Origin of the sequence: Haloferax volcanii DS2, from assembly GCF_000025685.1 — an archaeon.
Taxonomy (GTDB): Archaea; Halobacteriota; Halobacteria; order Halobacteriales; family Haloferacaceae; genus Haloferax; species Haloferax volcanii.
The window spans coordinates 1,026,205-1,045,235 of record NC_013967.1; the positions used below are offsets into that span (position 1 = coordinate 1,026,205).

General features: G+C 68.7%; 18 protein-coding genes. 7 read left to right on the top strand and 11 right to left on the bottom strand.

Going from position 1 to position 19,031, the window contains the following annotated elements; translation table 11 throughout:
- Window positions 1-85 precede the first annotated feature (85 nt).
- The gene (locus HVO_RS10110) at window positions 86-1,864 is read right to left on the bottom strand and encodes a globin-coupled sensor protein (protein ID WP_004043811.1); all 1,779 of its coding nucleotides are present in this window, start codon (window positions 1,862-1,864) and stop codon (window positions 86-88) included.
- A gap of 66 nt (window positions 1,865-1,930) precedes the next feature.
- Window positions 1,931-2,425, bottom strand: coding sequence for a DUF7523 family protein (locus HVO_RS10115; protein WP_004043810.1), 495 nt, complete (start codon window positions 2,423-2,425; stop codon window positions 1,931-1,933).
- Window positions 2,426-2,614: 189 nt separating this feature from the next.
- On the opposite strand from HVO_RS10115, the gene HVO_RS10120 reads away from it, so the two are divergent.
- Both HVO_RS10120 and HVO_RS10125 read left to right on the top strand, forming a co-directional pair.
- Window positions 2,615-3,493, top strand: a complete 879-nt coding sequence (locus tag HVO_RS10120) for a CbiX/SirB N-terminal domain-containing protein (RefSeq protein WP_004043809.1) — start codon at window positions 2,615-2,617, stop codon at window positions 3,491-3,493.
- On the top strand, window positions 3,493-4,665 hold the full coding sequence (locus HVO_RS10125; protein WP_004043808.1) for a DR2241 family protein: 1,173 nt from the start codon (window positions 3,493-3,495) through the stop codon (window positions 4,663-4,665). The genes HVO_RS10120 and HVO_RS10125 overlap by 1 nt, the downstream gene beginning before the upstream one ends.
- A gap of 57 nt (window positions 4,666-4,722) precedes the next feature.
- Here the strand turns inward: HVO_RS10125 and HVO_RS10130 are convergent, their stop codons facing one another.
- From HVO_RS10130 to HVO_RS10140, 3 genes are all read right to left on the bottom strand, one after another.
- Window positions 4,723-5,304 (bottom strand): DUF7524 family protein, encoded by a 582-nt coding sequence (locus HVO_RS10130; protein ID WP_004043807.1) that lies wholly within the window; start codon window positions 5,302-5,304, stop codon window positions 4,723-4,725.
- A 55-nt stretch (window positions 5,305-5,359) separates the two neighbouring features.
- A complete protein-coding gene (locus tag HVO_RS10135; RefSeq protein ID WP_013035425.1) occupies window positions 5,360-5,545 on the bottom strand; it encodes a methytransferase partner Trm112 in 186 nt (61 codons plus the stop codon).
- A gap of 108 nt (window positions 5,546-5,653) precedes the next feature.
- Window positions 5,654-6,985 carry an adenylosuccinate synthase gene (locus tag HVO_RS10140; RefSeq protein WP_004043805.1) on the bottom strand — a complete coding sequence of 444 codons (1,332 nt, stop codon included), beginning with the start codon at window positions 6,983-6,985 and terminating at the stop codon, window positions 5,654-5,656.
- A 233-nt stretch (window positions 6,986-7,218) separates the two neighbouring features.
- On the opposite strand from HVO_RS10140, the gene HVO_RS10145 reads away from it, so the two are divergent.
- Window positions 7,219-7,524, top strand: a complete 306-nt coding sequence (locus tag HVO_RS10145; protein WP_004043804.1) for a hypothetical protein — start codon at window positions 7,219-7,221, stop codon at window positions 7,522-7,524.
- Window positions 7,525-7,789: 265 nt separating this feature from the next.
- On the opposite strand, the gene HVO_RS10150 is transcribed toward HVO_RS10145, so the two are convergent.
- Complete coding sequence (locus HVO_RS10150) at window positions 7,790-10,063, bottom strand: DUF7527 domain-containing protein (protein ID WP_004043803.1); 2,274 nt, start codon at window positions 10,061-10,063, stop codon at window positions 7,790-7,792.
- 162 nt (window positions 10,064-10,225) lie between these two features.
- Between HVO_RS10150 and HVO_RS10155 the strand changes: the two genes are divergently transcribed.
- On the top strand, window positions 10,226-11,131 hold the full coding sequence (locus HVO_RS10155; protein WP_004043802.1) for a methyltransferase domain-containing protein: 906 nt from the start codon (window positions 10,226-10,228) through the stop codon (window positions 11,129-11,131).
- On the opposite strand, the gene HVO_RS10160 is transcribed toward HVO_RS10155, so the two are convergent.
- Window positions 11,132-11,956 carry a CDP-alcohol phosphatidyltransferase family protein gene (locus tag HVO_RS10160; RefSeq protein WP_004043801.1) on the bottom strand — a complete coding sequence of 275 codons (825 nt, stop codon included), beginning with the start codon at window positions 11,954-11,956 and terminating at the stop codon, window positions 11,132-11,134.
- A 277-nt stretch (window positions 11,957-12,233) separates the two neighbouring features.
- Between HVO_RS10160 and HVO_RS10165 the strand changes: the two genes are divergently transcribed.
- Window positions 12,234-13,892, top strand: a complete 1,659-nt coding sequence (locus HVO_RS10165) for a potassium channel family protein (protein WP_004043800.1) — start codon at window positions 12,234-12,236, stop codon at window positions 13,890-13,892.
- Window positions 13,893-14,041: 149 nt separating this feature from the next.
- Here HVO_RS10165 and HVO_RS10170 read toward each other — a convergent pair whose 3' ends face one another.
- Together HVO_RS10170 and HVO_RS10175 are read right to left on the bottom strand one after the other, a co-directional pair.
- Window positions 14,042-14,890, bottom strand: a complete 849-nt coding sequence (locus tag HVO_RS10170) for a cytochrome c oxidase subunit 3 (protein WP_004043799.1) — start codon at window positions 14,888-14,890, stop codon at window positions 14,042-14,044.
- Between the two features lie 220 nt (window positions 14,891-15,110).
- Window positions 15,111-16,187, bottom strand: coding sequence for a phytoene/squalene synthase family protein (locus HVO_RS10175; protein ID WP_013035444.1), 1,077 nt, complete (start codon window positions 16,185-16,187; stop codon window positions 15,111-15,113).
- A gap of 117 nt (window positions 16,188-16,304) precedes the next feature.
- Here HVO_RS10175 and HVO_RS10180 point away from each other — a divergent pair, with 117 nt between their 5' ends.
- On the top strand, window positions 16,305-17,447 hold the full coding sequence (locus HVO_RS10180) for an acyl-CoA dehydrogenase (protein WP_004043797.1): 1,143 nt from the start codon (window positions 16,305-16,307) through the stop codon (window positions 17,445-17,447).
- Between the two features lie 2 nt (window positions 17,448-17,449).
- On the opposite strand, the gene HVO_RS10185 is transcribed toward HVO_RS10180, so the two are convergent.
- Window positions 17,450-17,773: a hypothetical protein gene (locus HVO_RS10185; RefSeq protein ID WP_004043796.1), complete on the bottom strand. Its 324-nt coding sequence runs from the start codon at window positions 17,771-17,773 to the stop codon at window positions 17,450-17,452.
- A gap of 140 nt (window positions 17,774-17,913) precedes the next feature.
- On the opposite strand from HVO_RS10185, the gene HVO_RS10190 reads away from it, so the two are divergent.
- Window positions 17,914-18,189, top strand: a complete 276-nt coding sequence (locus HVO_RS10190; protein WP_004043795.1) for a DUF7111 family protein — start codon at window positions 17,914-17,916, stop codon at window positions 18,187-18,189.
- Window positions 18,190-18,217: 28 nt separating this feature from the next.
- Here the strand turns inward: HVO_RS10190 and HVO_RS10195 are convergent, their stop codons facing one another.
- Complete coding sequence (locus HVO_RS10195) at window positions 18,218-18,889, bottom strand: protein sorting system archaetidylserine synthase (protein WP_008605767.1); 672 nt, start codon at window positions 18,887-18,889, stop codon at window positions 18,218-18,220.
- Window positions 18,890-19,031: the final 142 nt, after the last annotated feature.

A 19,031-nucleotide genomic window follows, 5' to 3' on the forward strand; every position in this document is an offset into this window, starting at 1 on the left:
CCCGTCGGAAGCGCGGCCGGGCCGGCGTCGATACGCGGTCGCCCGCCGAGGCGACCGCCGCGCCGTCGTCACCTCATCGCAGCGGTTACTTCGTCCACTCCGGGCGGTCGGCCTCGCCGCGGCGAATTTTCGCCAGCGTCTCCTCCGAGAGCAGTCGCTTGACGAACGCCGGAATCCGGTCGGTCGGGTCGGCGGTCGCATCGTCGCCGGTCGGGGTGGACGCCGCGCCGCCGACTCGGTCGCCCGTCGGACTTGCAGGTCCCGTCCCTCCTCCGACCGCGCGGTCGGCGTTCGCCGCCGACGCGAGCGCGTAGTGGCCGCCTCTGGTGGCGACGCCGCCGTCGGTCGTCGTCTCGGCGCGCCGGCGGAACGATTCGAGGTCGGCCTCGCGGTCCAACTCCTCGACGGCCGTGTCGAGGTCGGCGGCCTGTTCGGCCTGCTCGGAGACGCTCTCGGAGATGCGGTCTATCTCCGCGGTCACCTCGTCGACCTGCGTCGCCGCGTCGTCGACGAAGGTGGCGATGTCGGAGGTGAGCGTCGCCTGCTCGTCGGTCGCCCGCGCCACCTCGTCGATGCCGTCGGTCACGTCGGCGACCGAGTCGGTTATCTCGTCGAGGCTCTCGACGGTCGATTCGACCCGCTCGATGCCGTGGTCGATGTTCTCGTCGGCCGACGACAGCGCCTCGGCGGTGTCCTCGATGTGGTCTGTCACGTCCTCTATCATCTGGCCGATGCGCTCGGCCTGCGACTTCGACTCGTTCGCGAGCGACTTCACCTCGTCCGCGACGACGGCGAAGCCGGAGCCGGCCTCGCCGGCGCGAGCGGCCTCGATGGAGGCGTTGAGCGCGAGCAGGTTCGTCCGGTCGGCCACCTCGTCGATGACCTCGACGATGTCCTGAATCTCGTCGATGGCGGCCACGAGCGCCTCGACGTTCACGGTTATCTCGTCGCGGTCGTCGCCGACCTGCCGCATCGCGTCGATTGCCTCGCCGGCCTCGGCGCGGCCCTCCTCGGCCCGCGTGGTGGCCTCGTCGCTCCGCGAGGACACGTCGTCGGCGGTGGCCGCGACCTCCTCGACGGTCGCGCTGAGGTTCGACAGTTCGGCGGCGATTTCCTCGGTCATGTCGGCCTGCCGGGCCGCCAACCCCTCGATTTCCACGATGCTCTCGCTCGTGCCGGCGGTCTCCTCGTGGAGCTGGGATGCGACCGACTCTAAGTCCCCGCGGCTCTCTCTGGCCCGGCGGACCTCCTCGCGGACGTCCAGCGAGTACGAGTAGAGGTAGGTCGCGTTGACGACCTGTCGGTCGAGGTTGAGCCCGCGGACGACCGCCATCATGTCCGCGAACGCCTCGTCGACGGCGTCTTCGACGCGGTCGGCGTCCTCGCCCGACAGCGACTCGGTGGCGTCGGCGACGGCGCGCCCGCGGAGTTCGTCCGCGAAGATGCCGGTGACGTTGGCGAACATCCCGCCGAAGTAGTGCAGCGGCATGTCGAGTTTGTCGTGGAGCAGGCCGATTCGCGTGCGCGCCGCGTAGTGGTTCTGGTCGTAGTTCCCGTCGGTGAACGAGCGGTAGTAGCCGGAGACGACCGCGCGGAGGCCGTCGAGGTCGGTCTTCGAGCGGTCGATGACGTCCGTCGTCCGCTCGTTCGCGAGAATCGGCTCGACGAAGCCGTCGACGAGCGCCTCGTCGCGGGCCTCGACGACGCCCCGGAGGTCGGCGAGGCGCGCGGCGTCCTCGTCGTCGAAGCCGACGAACGACTGCCGCCAGCCCAACTCGTCGGCGTCGAGGTCGAGTTCGTCGAGGAGTTCCGTGGATGAAAGCGAGATGTTGCCGTCGTCGTCGCGGGGGCTGGGCGAAACCATTGACGAACTCACCGGCTCCGAGGTAATAAGCGCCGGCCGCCGGCTATCACGGTTGATATCCGGGGATCAGACGTATAAATCGCTGACGGCCGCTTCGACGACGCGGAGGGCGGCGGCCCCCTGTCGGCGCGGAACGACCACGGCGAGCGTGTCGCCCGCGACGCCCGCGGCGTCGACGACGACGGACTCGGCGTCGAGTCGGGAGAGAACGGCGGCGAGGACGGTCGGGTCGACCTCGCCCTCAGCGATGATAGCCGTGAGCGGGCCGCCGCCCGCGAGGTCGACGCCGGCGACCGAGAGCACGGGTTCGCCATCGGTCACCTCGACGTCCTCGCCCACGAGGCCGACGCCGCTTCGCATCGTCACGGCGGCGTCTCGGGGGTCGGCTTCGAGCGGCGGGAGGTCGGCGGCGAACCGGCGGAGCGCGGCCGCGACCGCCTCGTCGTCGCCGAGGTCGAGTTCGGCCGCGGCGGCGGCGTAGTTGACGACGCCCGCGCGGAGCGCGGTGAGGAGGTACGGTCGTTCGCGGACTGCGTCGCGCGCGTCGGCGGCGAGGGACATGCCTCAGCCGTGGTCGGGCGCGCGCAAAAAAGCGCCGCTCGTCGGGCGCTGTCGCGGCCGTCTCGGAGGCGACTCCCCGCCCCACCGCGTCGCGCCGCCTGAACGAGTAGTGAACGCGAGTTGGCCGAACCCGAAGATTCCTTTCTCCGATGCGAAGTTCATAAGACACTCCCCTCGTAACCCCCGGACATGCAAGCTCTGGTCATCGTGGCGCACGGGTCGCACCTGAACCCGGATTCGAGCGCCCCCACCTACGACCACGCGGACACGGTCCGCGAGGCGGGCGCGTTCGACGAGGTACGGACCGGCTTCTGGAAGGAAGAGCCGTCTATCCGCGAGGTGCTCCGGACCGTCGAGGCCGACGAGGTGTACGTCGTCCCGCTTTTCATCAGCGAGGGCTACTTCACGGAGCAGGTCATCCCGCGGGAACTCCGCCTCGACGGGTGGGACGTGGCCGACTGGGACTCCGACGGCCTGTCGGCGTCGCACGTCACCCTCACCGCGAGCGACGTGCCCGAGAAGACGATTCACTACTGCGGGCCGGTCGGGACGCACGCGGCGATGACCGAGGTGTTGGTCCGCCGGGCCGAGACGGTCACCGGCGACCCGAACGTCGGTGAGGGCTTCGGCCTCGCCGTCGTCGGCCACGGGACCGAGCGCAACGAGAACTCCGCGAAGGCAATCGAGTACCACGCCGACCGCATCCGCGAGATGGACCGCTTCGACGAGGTGCAGGCGCTCTACATGGACGAGGAACCCGAGGTCGACGACGTGACCGACTACTTCGACTCCGAGGACGTGGTCGTCGTCCCGCTGTTTATCGCCGACGGCTTCCACACCCAGGAGGACATCCCGGAGGACATGGGCCTGACCGACGACTACCGAACGGGCTACGACGTGCCCGCCGAGGTCGAGGGCCACCGAATCTGGTACGCCGGCGCGGTCGGCACCGAGGGGCTCATGGCCGACGTGGTACTCGAACGCGCGGCCGACGCGGGTGCCGACATCGGGAACAGCCTCGAAGTCGTGCGCGAACGCACCCGGAAGACGCCGCAGGAGGCGAACTGATGGGGCACCACCGCGACGCCCTCGTCGACGCCGCGGCGACCGGCGACGGCGTTTCGCTCGACGGGCTCACCGTCGCCCCCGACGGCGACGGCGGGTTCCGCCTCGAAACGCCCGACGCGACGCTCTCGGGGCTCACCGAAGACGGACTCCGCGAGGCTCTCGACGACTGCGACGACTACGCGACGAACTGGTACTTCTGGTCCGAGGTCGTCGGCGAGTCCAGCCCGCAGCGACGGGCGTTCCTCCGCTGGGTCGAGGGCGCGGTGGTCGATGCGGGCGGTGACGGCGATGGAGACGGAGTCGGCGGCGACAACGACGCCGACGCTGACGCCGACGCCGCTTCGGTCCCCGAGCGCTACGACGCCCTCCGAGACGGCGTCAGCCGCGAGTGGGGCCAACTGCTCGTCACGGTCACCGTCGACGACCACGGCGAGCGCTCCTACGAACTCCGCCACGCCGACGAGGCCGCCGCCGACCGCGACGACCTCGACGCCTACCACGAACCGCTCGCGGCCCGCCAGTTGGCGACTTACGACGAGAAGGGGCGGTACCGCCCGCTGAAGTCCGGCAGCAACCTCGCCGGCGGCTGGCTGTTCCCCGCCCTCGACGGCTGCGACCTCGTGGAGACCGTCGAGACGTTCTACCCCGCGTCGGTGCCGAACTGGTACCGCGAGCGCCGGGGCGAACTCGACGTGACCCACTGGGAGGACGCTATCGGCCGTCAGACCGGGATGTACAGCGTCGTGAAGACGTGGAACCGCGGCGACGGCCACGAACACGTCGACTGGGTCGCGGAGGCCTGCTGCGCCGACAGCCAGTGCGTCAAGCGCCGCGAGTGGCAGTACGACGACGACACCGACCTCGACGTCGACGGCGGCGACGGCGCGTTCCCGTGCCGCGAGCCGTGTTCCGTCGTCATCGCGGCGTCCCGCAAGTGGACGCGGCTGGAGGGCGAGGAGACCCAGACCTACGAGTTCGAACTCACGCCCTCGGAGAAACAACAGGTCGAAGACATCATCGACGCCGTCGCGGACGGCCGCATCGACGACATCCGCGAGGCCGACGTGTACGAGGGCGCGAACCGTTACCGGGCGCGGTTCCTGCGCGCGAAACTGTTCGACGACGACGGCAACCTCGGCGGCGTCCCGACCGACGCGCCCGACGACGAGTAGGCCGCGCCGCGAGCGCTCTGCGTTTCGTTTTCCGATGCCGTCACCGCATCGTTAGCGTCACCGCATCGTCAGCACCAGCGCCGCGAGGACGCCGACGACGACGACGCCGGCCCCGAGGGTGATGGCGAAGCTCTCGAACACCGAGGCGAGCGCCACCGCGAGGACGAGCGCGACGAGCGCGAGGCCGAAAAGCGGGGCGGCCCGCGGGTCGACGCTCGGGAACACGTCGGCGATGCTCTCGGTCACGCTCGGCTCGGGTGCGGGCTGTTTCGGCTTCGACAGCGTCTCGTCCACGTCGACCGGCGGTTTGCCGCCGGAGCCGGGTTCGACGGTCACGTCGACGTATCTCGTCTCCGAGCCGTGGCCCGAGACGATTTTGAGCTTCCCCGACACCGGCTCGGACGGCTGGGTGACGAACACCTCTACGGTCTTGGTCTGGTCGCCGTCGACGAAGTGGTTCCCTTCGGACAGGCTCGCCGCGCGCGAGAGTTCGTCGTCGATGTGCAGGTGGACGTGCACCGCCTGCCCCTCGTTCGCGAGTTCGACCGAGAACGGCCCGTTCGTCGAGAACGACGGCGCTACCGAGAGGTCGTGCGGGCGCTCGTCGTTCAGCGTGACGGTGAGCGGCGCGTTCGACACGGCTTCACCGTCGAGACGAGAATAGAAAAACGTTCAGGTCCGATGAGGTGTCCCCTCAGTCGTCTCGCATGTCCGGCGGTAGGAGGTTCGGGATGCCGTCCTCGATGGGGTACACCTCGCCGGTGACCGTACCGATGAGCCGCCCCTCGATGATTTCGTCGCCGTCGCGCTCGTCGACTTCCAGCTCGAGTTCGCTCTTGTCGAGGGGGTCACAGAGGATGTCCATCAGGGATTCTTTCATCGTCGTGACGGTGGATTGCGCGAAGTAAAAGCGTACGGGTTCGCCGCCGTCGCCGCGGTGGTCGGTGGACGGCGGAGGGCCGTCATCGGTCGGCCGACAGCGCGGCGCTCAGTCGTCGAACGGGTTTTCGATGTGGACCGTCTGCTCGCGGCCGGGGCCGACGCCGACGGCGTAAATCGGCACGTCGAGTTCGTCCGAGAGGTATTCGAGGTAGTCCTGTGCGGCGTCGGGGATGGCGTCGTAGCCCTCCTCGGCGACGGCCGCCCAGTCCACTTCGGGCCACGTGTCGAACTCCTTGAGGACGGGTTCGCACTCGCCCCAGCGCTCGGTCGTCGCGGGCATCGTCAGGCGTTCCTCGCCCTCCAGTTCGTAGGCGTGGCCGACTTTGACCTCGTCGAGGCCGGCGAGCACGTCGAGGTGGTTGACGGCGATGCCGGTGAAGCCGCTGACGCGGGCGGCGTGGCGGAGCATCGGCATGTCGAGCCAGCCGATACGGCGCGGGCGGCCGGTGACGGTGCCGAACTCGCCGCCCTTCTCGCGGATGAACTCCGCGAGCTCCTCGTCGCGGTCGTCGCCTTTCAGCTCGGTCGGCATCGGGCCCTCGCCCACGCGGGAGAGATACGATTTGACGATGCCGACGACCTCGCCCTGTCCGACGACGGTCGGACCGACGCCGGTGCCGGTGGCCGCGCCGCCCGCGGTCGGGTTCGAGGAGGTCACGTACGGGTAGCTCCCGTGGTCGATGTCGATGAGCGTGCCCTGCGCGCCCTCGAACATCACGTTGTCGCCGGCCTCGCGGCGCTCGGCGAGGAAGTCGCCGCAGTTGACGGCCATGTCGTCCTCGCGGAGGCGGCGGCCGATTTCGGTGTACTCCTCGACGAGCGCTTCCACGTCGCACTCCTCGCCGGCTTCGAGGCCGTACACGTCCTCGATGAGCGCTTTCTTCTGGGGAACGACGTACTCCAGTCGCTGGCGGAGCACGTCGGGGTCGAGCAGGTCGCCGACGCGGATGCCGCGGCGGCCCGCCTTGTCCTCGTAGGTGGGGCCGATGCCGCGGCCGGTCGTGCCGACGGTGAGGTCCGAGTCGGCCTTCGCCTCCTCTTCGATGTTGTCGAGGCGGCGGTGGTACGGCATGATGACGTGCGCGCGCTTGGCGAGGCGCACGTCGGGGTCGAGGCCGCGCTCGCGAAGGTCGTCGATTTCGGAGAACAGCGTCCGCGGGTTGATGACGCAGCCGTTTCCGAGCACGCCGATTTTGTCGCGGACGGCCCCGCTCGGGACGAGCGACAGCTTGTACTCCTCGCCGTCTTCGACGACGGTGTGGCCGGCGTTGTCGCCGCCCTGATAGCGGACGACGATATCAGCGTCGCCGCCCCACAGGTCGACGAGCGCGCCTTTGCCCTCGTCGCCGAGTTGCGAACCGACGATGGTAACAGTCATACGTCGGCCGTTCCCCGCGCCGGACTAAACAGATTACGGTCGCGGCCGACGAGAAATGCACGTTCATGTCTAATTATCGCAGAACCATCGAGGAATACGCCATGAACACGCATTGGCGTGGCGACGGATAACACAACGGTTAATTAGTGTCCTCGTTAAGGTCGCGTTATCTCATTTTTTCGCCGGCTCGGAGGGCAAGGCTTAAAGCCTCCCAAGAAGAGTTAACAAATGGCATGATAGACCGACTTGAGAAGGAAGTCGATATGTTGGAGCGCCATCTCCAGGTCCTGAAGATGGTTATCGAAAGTGAGCCGATCGGCATCGTGAAGATGTCCAACGAGACGGGCTACCCGCACCACAAGGTTCGCTATTCCCTCCGCGTTCTCGAAGAAGAGAACCTCATCGAGCCCTCCAGCCAGGGCGCAATCACCACCGAGCGCACCCAGGAGTTCGTCGACGAACTCGACGACAAGCTCGACGAAATCGTCGGCAAGCTCGAATCGATGAAAATCGAGGAAGCGGCCGAAATCGAGAACTAACCACACTTCAGGCGCACGCGGTCGTTCTATCCTGTTTCGTCCGACGAGTCTCTCCGGGCACGACATCGGACCGACCGCGTTAGCGACGCTTCGACGCGGTCGGAACCGAACGGTACCGACCCGACACCACGGACACTCGCCGCGGACGCTCTCCGAGCCCCGCGGTCGTTTCACTATTGCTTCGTACCGCCGACAGCCGCGGCGAACCGCGGACACAAACTAACACAGCGACAGCGACCGCGACGACGGTCGAATCGGGGCCGACTCAGAGGTCGGGCACGTTCAGGTGGAACTCGCCACCCCGCGCTTCGACCAGACAGAGATGGTAGCCCTGTTTCCGCGAGAGCTTCACGAAGCTCTTGCGTTTCGACCGACTCAGGAGACCGCCGCCGGTCTCCTCGGTCGCGGCCTCCAGCGCCCCCGGCTCGAAGAAGCTCTTCGTGACCATGAACGCCGAGCCGAGCGTCTCCTTCGCGTTGGCGACGCCCTTCGAGTCTTTGATGAGTTGGGTGACCATCGGCCGGGTCGCCGGGTCCCGCGAGTCGTTCAGGTTCGCCACGAACAGCGGCTCGCCCATCTGGTCGCGGACGATGATGTCGAACTGCCGGGACTCGGCTTCGCCGTCGCCGAGGGGTATCGAGACGCTCCCGTACAGTTCGATTCGGTCGGCCTTCGGAATCGAGTCGAAGACGCCCGCGAGGCTCGACCGGTTGCCCGTCTCGCCGATTTCGTAGAGCAGGTCGGTGACGACCCACTTGGCGAAGCCGTACTCGGGCGTCTCGTGGAGGAACTCCTCGTAGGGCTGGCCGTCGATGCCGAGCCCCTCCGTGTCGAACGTGGTGTGGTGTTCGAGCCGGAGGTTCTCGACGACCTCCTCGCGGGAGGCCTGCCCGTCGTGGGCTTTCTCCAGCGTCGCCTCGCCCTTACGGGCGTAGCGGACGAACAGGTTCGTCCCGCGGAGCGCCTCGTCGGCCGACATCGAGCGGTCGGTCGACCGAAGCCCCGCCTCGTCGAGCTGTCCCCGAAGCCGTTCGACCTCGGATTCGAGTTCGGCGACGCGGTCTGCCAGCTCCTCGGCGCGCGAGCGGTGTTCGTCGCGCTCCTCGCGGAGTGAGTCGCGCTCGGATTCGAGCCGGTCGCGCTCCGACTCCAGCGCCTCGACCTGCTCTTTCAGCGACTCGGCTTCCGCCGGGTCGACGGCGGGCTCGTCCGGCGTCCCGTCGGCCGGCTGGGCCTGCCGCTGGTTCGGCCGCTGGCTCTGGTCTTGCGGCGACGCCCGCGATTCGCCCTGTGACTGCCGGCGATGCGTCGCCTGCGTCGTGTTCCGCTGGTGGCTTCGAGGCGTCCCGGGGCGGCCGTCGACGGACTCACCCTCGGCGTCGCGGGGGTCGAGCGACGGAATCGACCGGGCGTTTCGCCACTGCGCCTCGGCGGAGAACACGTCGTCGCCGGTCGCGCCGCCCTCCGGGTCCGGGTCCGGGTCCGGAGACGCCGCCTCGCCGTTCTTCTGTGGGGCGTCGGTGACGACCGGTCCCTCGCCTGTCGGCGGCCGCGACTCCTCCGGCACGGGCCGGCTCGTGGTCGACGCGGCCGCCTCGGTTGACTCCGGAGACCGCGACCCGCCCGGAGTCACAGACGGTCCGGACCCCGTCTCGGTCAACTCGTCGTCGGGGCTCGTCGACGCTGCCGGCTCGGCGTCGTCCGCGGTCGCGTCAGCCGCGGCCGCCGCGGGGTCCGGTTCTTCGTCGGCCGGAGCGTCGGCCATCGCCGGCTCGCTGTCGACGGATTCGCCGTCGTCGCTGTCTCCATCGTCATCGCCGTCACCGCCGGCGGGTTCGGGTGCGGTCTCGTCGACAGCGGTTGTCGCCCCCGACTCGTCAGGGGCCGCCGGTTCGGGCTCCGGCTCCTCGGACGGGTCTGTCGCGTCGGTCTCGTCGTCCGCCGGAGCGACGCCGCCCGCGGTGGCTCCCGTCGCATCGTCGGCTTCCTCGTCGGAGTCGGCTTCGGGAATGTCGACGAGGTCGATGTCCACGTCGTAAACCTTGTAGATGCCAACCTCGTCGCTCGCGCGCTCGAACGCCTCGTCGCCGGTGATGAGCCGCTTGCTGTTGCCGACGAAGGCGGCGCTCATCGACTTCCCCCCGTGGTAGACGACGAAGTAGTCGCCCGAGAGCACGTTTTCGGACAGTTCGACGTAGCCGGTGAAGCCGCCCGACGAGAGCGTTCCGTTTGCGTCTTGCAGCGGCGTCTCCTCCGTGTAGTACTGCGCGCGGACGTCGCCGCCGGTCTCCTGCATCGCGTACAGAAGCGGCAGCGCTGGGTCCGGTGCGCGGTGCGCCTCGAACGATTCACCCTCGAAATCTGCAACCGCCCCGTCGAAAACGCCGAGGAGACGGCCGTTGAGCATGAATCCCCACGTCATGCCAGCGACGACGGCTCCTGTGAAGCCGTCGTCCGCGAGCGACCGGAGGCCACCGTAGCCTCGTTCGGCGGGCGCGGAGTCCCACCCGGTCACCGCGTCAATAATCTCGCTATCCATTTGGGGTTACATCACCGGAACCGAATCAAATACTTTCCGGGCGAATCGAGCGAATGTTTAGCTCAGTTCACACTTCAGCGTGCCTGCTGTGACCGATTCGCTCGCCGCGGTCGGGACCGAGCCGGGAGAACGGTTATACGAGTCCGCCGAGACGGGTCGGTCGTGACCAGCCACGACGACCGGTTCGTCCACTACCTCCGCGCGAAGGAGCCCGTGGACGACCGCGCGCTCCACCGACCGACGCTCGCGAGCCTCATCGACCGGCTGGAGGCGCGCGCCGAGTCGCGGTCGGGAGAGCCGCTCCGCGTCGTCTCGGTCGGGGCGGGGACGGGCGCGATGTGTCGACGGCTCCTCTCGTGGGGCGTCTTCGACGCGCACGACGAAATCAAGTACATCATGGTCGACCGCACGCGCGGGATGGCGGACAACGCGGCCGCGGCGTTCGCTGAGTGGGCGCGCGCCGCCGGCTGGACCGCCGAGCCGACGCCCGACGGCTTCCGCATCGAACGCCACGGCCGCAGCGTCTCGCTGACCTACGTGACGAGCGACCTCTTCGAGGCGATGACGGTCCTCCCGAAGGCGATCGACCTCGTGGTCGCCCACGCGGTCCTCGACGTGCTCCCGCTCCGACGGGCGGTCGACGCGCTCCTCTCGCGGCTCACCGACGACGGCCTCTTTTACGCGCCCATCACGTTCGACGGTCGAACCGCGTTCCGCCCGAGCCACCCCGACGACGACGCGGTGCTCGGCGCGTACCACGAGACGATGCGCGGCGGCGACCGCGCGGGACCGAACACCGGCTCCGACCTCCTGTCGACCCTGCGGGAACTCGGCGCGCCGGTCGTCGCGGCCGGCGGCTCGGATTGGGTCGTCCACCCGCCGCACGACGACGAGGCGCGAATCTTCCTCGACCGAATCCTCGGCTTCGTCGAGGAATCCGTCGGAGAGTCGGCCGCGGTCGACCGCGCGACGCTCGACGGGTGGCTCGACGCCCGACACGACGCCCTCGCGGGCGACGAACTCGCGTACGTCGCTCACAACCTCGACGTGTTGGCCGAACTCGACTGATTACTCCGCGACTGGCGCGTCTCCGTCGCCCTCGTTTCCGAGGCGGCCCGAGACGTAGCCCCAGTCCCGAGCGAAGCCGACGAGGAGCGCCGCGGCCGCGACGCCGGTCACGAGCGGCATCCACGAGTCGAAGACGCCGGGTGCGAGCGCCAGCGGGACGACGACCATCTGGACGCCGGCGAGGACGCGCCGCGAGGCGCGGGGCGGGAGGTCGAACGTCGGTCGCCCCGCTCGCTCGCGGAGGCGGCGGCCGACGAGAAAGACGTACCGCGCCGCCCCGACCGAGAGGTACCACCACGCGAGTTCGCCGAGGAGGACGCCCGCGAGCGGGGCGACGAGGAGGCCGAAGGCGTCGACCGCGGTGTCGAGTCGCGCGCCGAGGCGGCTGACGCGGTCGAGTCGGCGGGCGAGCGCCCCGTCGAGCGCGTCGAGCGCGGCGGCGACGCCGTAGCCGCCGGCGGCGGCCCACCCCCACGACGGACTCAGCGACCCGTGGAGCGCCACGCCGACGATGCCCGCGACGCCCGCGACGAGAAACCCGCGGACGAGCGTGACGGTGGTCGGGACCCCGAGGTCGTCGTAGGCGCGGGGCGATTCCGCCGCGGATTCGGCCGTTCCGGCGTTTCCGGGCGCGACGTTCTCGTCCGCGTTCGCGTAGGCGTACACGCAGAGCCCGACGACGACGAGCAGGGTCCCGGCGGCCCACGTCGCCGCGGCGGTCTCGGGCGAGGGTGCGGCCCGCGAGACGAGCCAGAGCCACTCGACGGCGAGCAGTCCGCCGACCACCAGCGTGGCCGCGGCCGCCGCGCCGCCGGTTTCGAGCACCCGCCGTCTCGTCCGACGTGTCGTCCGCGGCGTCGCCGCGCCGTCTCCCGAGAGCGTCACGGCCGCCGACTGTCGCCTCGGCGGTCGGACGGTGTGCTACACATACCCGTACAGGGGGACGGGCGGCTGTTAAGTATTCCTCGCGTAACAGGTCAGGGCCGCGCGACGAATCATCGGCGGCGAGGAGAGCCCCCCGCGAACGCGGCGTCTCGACGGCGGCTCATGGAACGCCTCCCGCGTCAGGACGCTTTTAGCCACCGGCGGCCATAGCGGGTGTATGTCTATTTCGGGCGACGGCCCCGGGTTGTCGAAGGCGAAGCGACGACTCGGCCGCTATCTCGCGGGTGCCGGGCTGTTGATGCTCACGTTCTCCATCGCGTACCAGTGGGCGGCGGGATTTTTCGCCGGCGAGGACATCACCTTCTTGCAGGCGGTCCACGTCGTCGTCGAGACGTTCACGACGACGGGCTACGGCGAACAGACCCGATTTTGGGTCGACCATCCGCCGCTGCTCGCGCTGTCGATTCTGATGCAACTCACGGGCGTCACGACCGTCTTCCTCACGCTCCCGCTGTTTCTCGTCCCGCTCGTCGAAGACGCCCTGCGGACCGCGCCGCCGACGGCGTCGACGCGCTCGGACCACGTCGTTATCTGCACGTTCACCCCTCGCGGCGACGCCCTCGTGGACGAACTCGATTCGATGGACGTGCCATACGTGATTCTCGAAGCCGACCGCGACCGCGCCGAGGAGCTACACGGCGCGGGCTACGACGTCGTCCACGGCGACCCCGAGGACGTCGAGTCGTTGGAGGCGGCGAACGCGGCCGAGGCGCTCGCCATCGTCGCCGACGACGACGACGAGACGAACGCGAGCATCATCCTCGCCGCGAAGCAGGCCGCGCCGGACGCCCGCGTCGTCAGCCTCATCGAGGACCCCGATGTCGCTGACTACCACCGCTACGCCGGGGCCGACCGGGTCGTCTCGCCGCGCCGGCTCCTCGGCGAGAGCCTCGCGGGCAAGGCGACCACGTCCATCTCTTCGGAACTCGGCGACGCCATCGAAATCGGCGAGGACTTCGAAGTCGCGGAGCTGCTCGTCCAGCGCGGCAGCCCCGCCGAGGGTCGGACCATCGCCGAGAGCGGCATCGGGGACGTCACCGGCGTCAACGTCATCGGCGCGTGGTTCACCGGGGAGTTCGTCTCCCCGCCGGCCCCCCACGCCGTCATCGACGAACACACAATCCTGCTCGTCGTCGGCCGCGAGAAGCAGCTCGAAGAACTCCGCGCGCTGACGCTGTCGTCGGCGCGGCGCTTCCGCCGCGGGACCGTCATCGTCGCCGGATACGGCGAGGTCGGTTCCACCGCGGCCGAGAAGTTGGCGAGCGCCGGCGTCCCGCACCTCGTCGTCGACAAGCAGGACAAGCCCGGCGTCGACCTCGTCGGCGACATCACCGACCCGCAGACGCTCTCCGAGGCGAACGTCTCCGAGGCTCGCGGCGTCCTCCTCGCGCTCGACAACGACACCACGGCCGTCTTCGCCACGCTCGTCTCCGAGCGCGTCTCCGAGGAGACGGAGGTCATCGCCCGCGCCAACGAGACCGAAAGCATCGCCAAGCTCTACCGCGCCGGCGCGGATTACGTCCTCGCGCTCTCGACGGTCGCCGGCCGGATGCTCGCCTCGACGGTGCTCGACGAGGAGGTCATCGCGCCGCAGTCGCAGATAGAAATCGTCCGGACGAACGCCCCCGGCCTCGTGGGGCGGACCCTCGCCGGGGCCGACGTTCGCGCCCGAACGAACTGCACCGTCATCGCCGTCGAGCGAAACGGCGCGCTCGTCACCGAGGTCGGCCCGGAGTTCCGGGTCGAAGCCGACGACGACCTCGTCGTCGCCGGCGTGGACGAAGACATCTACCGCTTCAACGAGCAGTTCGGGTGAGCGGCCGAGGGCGGTCACGGGTGGTCCGGCCCGGCTGTCGGTCGTCGTTCGGCCCTGTACGGTCGTATCGGCGTCCGTCGCTCTCGGAGAGATCAGCGGAAAATCGGTGCCGCCGCGACGCGGCGACAGGCGGGTCCGGTTCGGTTCGGTTACGCGCCGACTTCCGCGCCGACGTAGAGGACGACGACGAGGAAGATCCAGACGACGTCCACGAAGTGCCAGTACATCGAGGCCGTGCTGACAGAGACGTGGCGCTCGGTGGAGTACTGCCCGCGGAGCGCGCGGACGAAGACGATACCGAGAAGCACCGCGCCGAGGCTGACGTGGAGGCCGTGCAGGCCGGTGAGGCCGTAGAACGCCGACCCGAAGATGCCGTCGGTAATCGAGAAGTTCGAGTGGACGATGAACTCGTAGTACTCGTACACCTGCCCGCCGATGAATATCACGCCGAGCAGGAGCGTGACCGCGAGCCCGAGGATGAAGTTACGGTGGTTCTCCTCGCGGATGGCGACGTGCGCCCAGTGGAGCGTGAGACTGGACACGATGAGGATGGCGGTGTTCGCTAACACTAACGACCCCGTGAGATGCGGGAGTTCCTGCGGTGGCCACGTCCCCGCGCGGATGAAGAAGTAGTACGCGAACAGCGCGCCGAACGTCCCGAGTTCGGAGCCGAGGAAGGCAATCATCCCCCAGCGGAGCTTCGATGCGCTCTTCTGGCTCGCGTCGCGCGACCAGAAGTGGCTCACGAACGCGTGGTACAACCAGCCGTAGAGTCCGGCCAGGAAGAGGAAGATACTGCCGACGAACACGGCGGGGCCCGCCGTCTGGCCGACGATTCCGTCCTGTCCCATGACGTACAGCCCGGCACCGGCGTAGATGCCCGCGCCCCCGACGGCGGTGACGAACGGCCACCAGCTCGCCTCGCCGAAGCCGCGCGGCCAGTCCTGAACCGCCGGCAGGTGATGGCCGTGGTCGTCGTGTGCTTCTTCGGTACTCATAGACGCCCGTTATGCTTGGGTTACTAAAAATCCTCCCAAACTGCGTTCGTCACGGGACCGCATGGCCCTCGAATTCGGTTCCGCCGGGGTCGCGGCGGGTGCGAAGCGTGGCGTTCGCGGGAGAGGAACTAACCGCCGCGTTCGGCGGCGCTCGAAGCGAACGGACGGAGAAGAGACTCGAAAACGGAACCGAGGCCCGACCGACGGCGCGGCGTCGTCTTCAGTCGAGGTTCGTCGTCGCTCGGTGGAACGGCTGGCGCGAGATGATTTCGCGCATCTCGGCGAGCGACTCGGAGCTCGCACCGTTCATCTCGGAGACGACGGCGAACACCTCCTGTCGGGAGATTTTGACGCCCTCGCCCGTCACCGCGTGTTCGGGGTTGGCGACGAGTTCGCGGAGCGTCCCGACCGCGAGGAGGAACGGAATCGCCCACGCGGCGAGCGTGTTGCCCTCGCGGAGCGGCACCGTCTCCAGGTAGGTCTGCGCGTCGTCGAGGAACGACTTCGCGTGGTCGGCGGTCCGCGCGACCACCGAGGCCGTGCGGTCGTTGTGCTCGGGGTCGACGACCTCCTCCTGCGGGACGCCCGCGTCGTCGAGCCAGTCGGCGGGGAGGTAGACGTTGTTCTCGGAGGTGTAGTCGTCGTGCACGTCCTTCGCGATGTTCACGAGCTGGAGGAGCAGGCCGAACTCCTCGGCGGTGTCGTAGAGCCGCGAGCGGCGCTCGCTGTCGACGTTGCCGCGGGTCACGAGGTTCGTGATGAGGTTGCCGACGGTGCCGGCGGCGTAGTAGCAGTACTCCTCTAACTCCTCGCGGGACTGGATGCGGAGCCCGCCGGTCTGGGAGTAGCGTTCGACGAACATCGCCATGCCCGAGACGAGTTCGCGGACCGGCGGCGTGACCGCCTCCCGCACGTCCTCCGGCAGCGCCTCGAACGTCCGGAAGACCCGAGCGGTGTTGGCGACGACCATCCAGTCGTCGGACTGTTCGCCCTCCGGGGGGAGGTGCGGCTGTACGGCGGCCACGAACTCGTCGACGGTCGTGTCGTCGTCGGAGTCGAGCGCGCGGTCGTAGAGTCGAAGGAGGTGTGCCTGCTCGTCGGGCGCGATTGAAGACGAATCCTCCACGGTGTCGGCGATTCGACAGAGGAGATATCCGATACAGATGTGCGACGCCATCGGTTCGTCGAGGACGTCGACCGTGAGGGCGAAGGTCCGAGAGACCCCCTGAACTGCATCGTGACACCAATCGAGGTCGTCATCAGTTGCCGGTGGCCGGGCATCGGCGTGTCGAGACATTCGAAGCGTACCCGTATTACGGAAGGGGGGATAAAAAGTCTCGTGGGGGGCCGCATCCGCGGACGGCCGAGACGGCGCAGGAGAAAACCATAAGCATAGTCGATGAAAGATTCAGACATGGACTTCGCGCTCACTGCGGAGCAGAAGCAAATCAAGGAGATGGTCTCGGAGTTCGTCGACGAGGAAGTCAAACCTCGCGCGGCGGAAATCGACGAGACCGACGAGTTCCCCGCCGACCTCGTGGCCGAGATGGGCCAACTCGGCTTGATGGGTATGCCCTTCCCCGAAGAGTACGGCGGTGCCGGCCTCGACTACCACTCCTACGCCATCGGCCTCGAAGAGATTTCCCGCGGCTCCGGCGGCCTCGGCACCATCGTCGCCGCGCACACGAGCCTCGCCGGCAACATGCTCTACGAGTTCGGCAACGAGGAGCAAAAGCAGACGTATCTGACCCCGCTCAACGAGGGCACCGACATCGGCGCGTTCGCGCTCTCCGAACCCGGCGCGGGGAGCGACGTGCCCGCTATGGAGACCACGGCTGTCAAGGACGGCGACGAGTACGTCGTCGACGGCGGGAAGCTCTGGATTTCGAACGGCTCGGTCGCCGACACGGTCGTCGTCTTCGCCAAGACCGACCCCGACGCGGGTAACAAGGGCATCTCGTCGTTCGTCGTCCGGCCCGAGGTTGACGACGGCTTCGTCGTCGAGGGCACGGAGCACAAACTCGGAGACAAGGGCTGTCCGACCGCCGAACTCCGCTTCGACGACATGCGCATCCCCGAAGACCGACTCCTCGGCGGCGAGGGCGACGGCTTCGTGCAGGCGCTGAAGACGCTCAACGGCGGCCGCATCACCATCGCGGCGCGCTCTATCGGCATCGCCCGCGCCGCCCTCGACGACGCCGTGACGTACGCCGGCGAGCGCGAGCAGTTCGACCAGCCCATCGGGGACTTTCAGGCCATCAAACACGAACTCGCTGACATGGACACGAAGGTGCAGGCCGCGACGCTCCTCATGCACAAGGCCGCAGACCTGAAGATGCGCGACGAGACGTTCATCAAGGAGGCCGCGCAGGCGAAGCTCTACGCCAGCGAAATCAGCCGCGAGGTGGCCAACGAGGGCATCCAGATTCACGGCGGCTACGGCTACACCAAGGACTTCGCCGCCGAGCGCTACTACCGCGACGCGAAGCTCAACGAGATTTACGAGGGGACGAGCGAGATTCTCCGCAACACCATCGGCGACTGGCTCCAGAAGTAACGTCAGTCGACGACCGATTCGTTCGTCCCCTTCGCGTCCTCCGCGCCCCGCGCCCCGTTTGCGACTCGCTCCGCGAGCCACGCGTGGTACGACTCGACCCGCTCTGCGCCCGTGTCGGTGAGGCCGTACACGTCGTGGATGCCCTCGGTCCGCCGTCGGAGGTGGCCCGCCTCCACGAGCGCGTCGAGCGTCCCGTAGAACGACTGCGGGTCGATTCGGAGGTCGTAGTAGCGTTCCAACCGGGTCTTCAGCTTCTGCCCGCGGAGTTCGCCCGCGTCGTAGAGGACGGCACACAGGTCGCGCCGACGGCCGCTCTGAAACCACATGGCTCCCGTCTCGTGGGAGAGACACACGTCACTTTCGTTCCGCCGGCCCGCCGGTCTGCTCCGTCACGTCCAGCCACGCTCTCCCACGCCAGTCCGCCGGAACCGATAGTTTAGACAGCCCGTGCTCCCTAGCGCCTCGCATGACCGACGCAACCGCAGAGGAGAACGGCGTCACCGCGCGGTACTACGTCACCGACGCCGAGCGCGTCCTCGAATTCGACCGCGACGGCCGAACCGCCGCCGTGGCCCAGAACATCGACGGCTACGCGATGTTGAAGGTCCGCCCGACCGCCGAGGGCGACGAACTCGAACGCTACTACGGCTTCGACATGGCGCTGGACCACGCCGCGGAACTCCTCGGCGCGTCGCCGCACGACCTGCCCGTCCCGGAGGACGCGGCTGACATGGGGATGTAAGCGGGCGCATTCCGTTCCGCCGCCCCGGTCACGCCCAGTAGAAGCGCGGCCCGAGAAACAGGTAGCCGAGCGCCAAGAACAGCAGGCCGAACGAGAAGCCCTCACCGAGCGTCCCCGAGCAGACGATTGCGAGGCCCTGCACCACACCCATGACGAGCGCGTCCTGCGCGTGGAGGTCGGGGTAGGTCACGTCCGAGAGCATCAGCGCGGCCATAACCGCCGAGAGGCCGACGAGCAACATCGGCTCGACGAAGCCGACGAGGACGCCCGCAGACAGAATCGTCGCGGCGAGCGTCGTCGGCACCCCGACCGTCTCGTCGGACCCGCTGTCGTAGGCGGTGTAGAGCGCCAGCCTGACGACCGCGGCCGCGACGAACAGCGCGGCGACGCCGACGCCGGCGACGACTCGGACCCGGTCGAAACCCCACATCTCGCGGACGACGGCGACGACGAGCAGCGCCGGGGCGACGCCGAAGGAGGCCACGTCCGCGAGGGAGTCGAGGTACGGCCCGGCGTCGGTCCCACCGTAGCGTCGGGCGACCACGCCGTCGAGGCCGTCGGCCATCGCGGCGAGCAGGATGACCTTGGCCGCGAGGTGCACGTCGACCGCGGTTAACACCGCGGCGACGAATCCCAGCGCCGCGTTCCCGGCGGTGACCACGTCGGCGGGGCCCAACCGACCGACGAATCGGGGTCTCATACCGATGCGATTGCGTACCTGCCCTTTCCCTCTTACGTTCCGTCCGTCAGCCCGCGGCTCCGCGTCGTTACCGCCCGCCCCGGTCGGAGTCGGCGCGTTTCGCCCCGCTCGGCGGTTCGCCGGGCGAACCATGCGACATTTA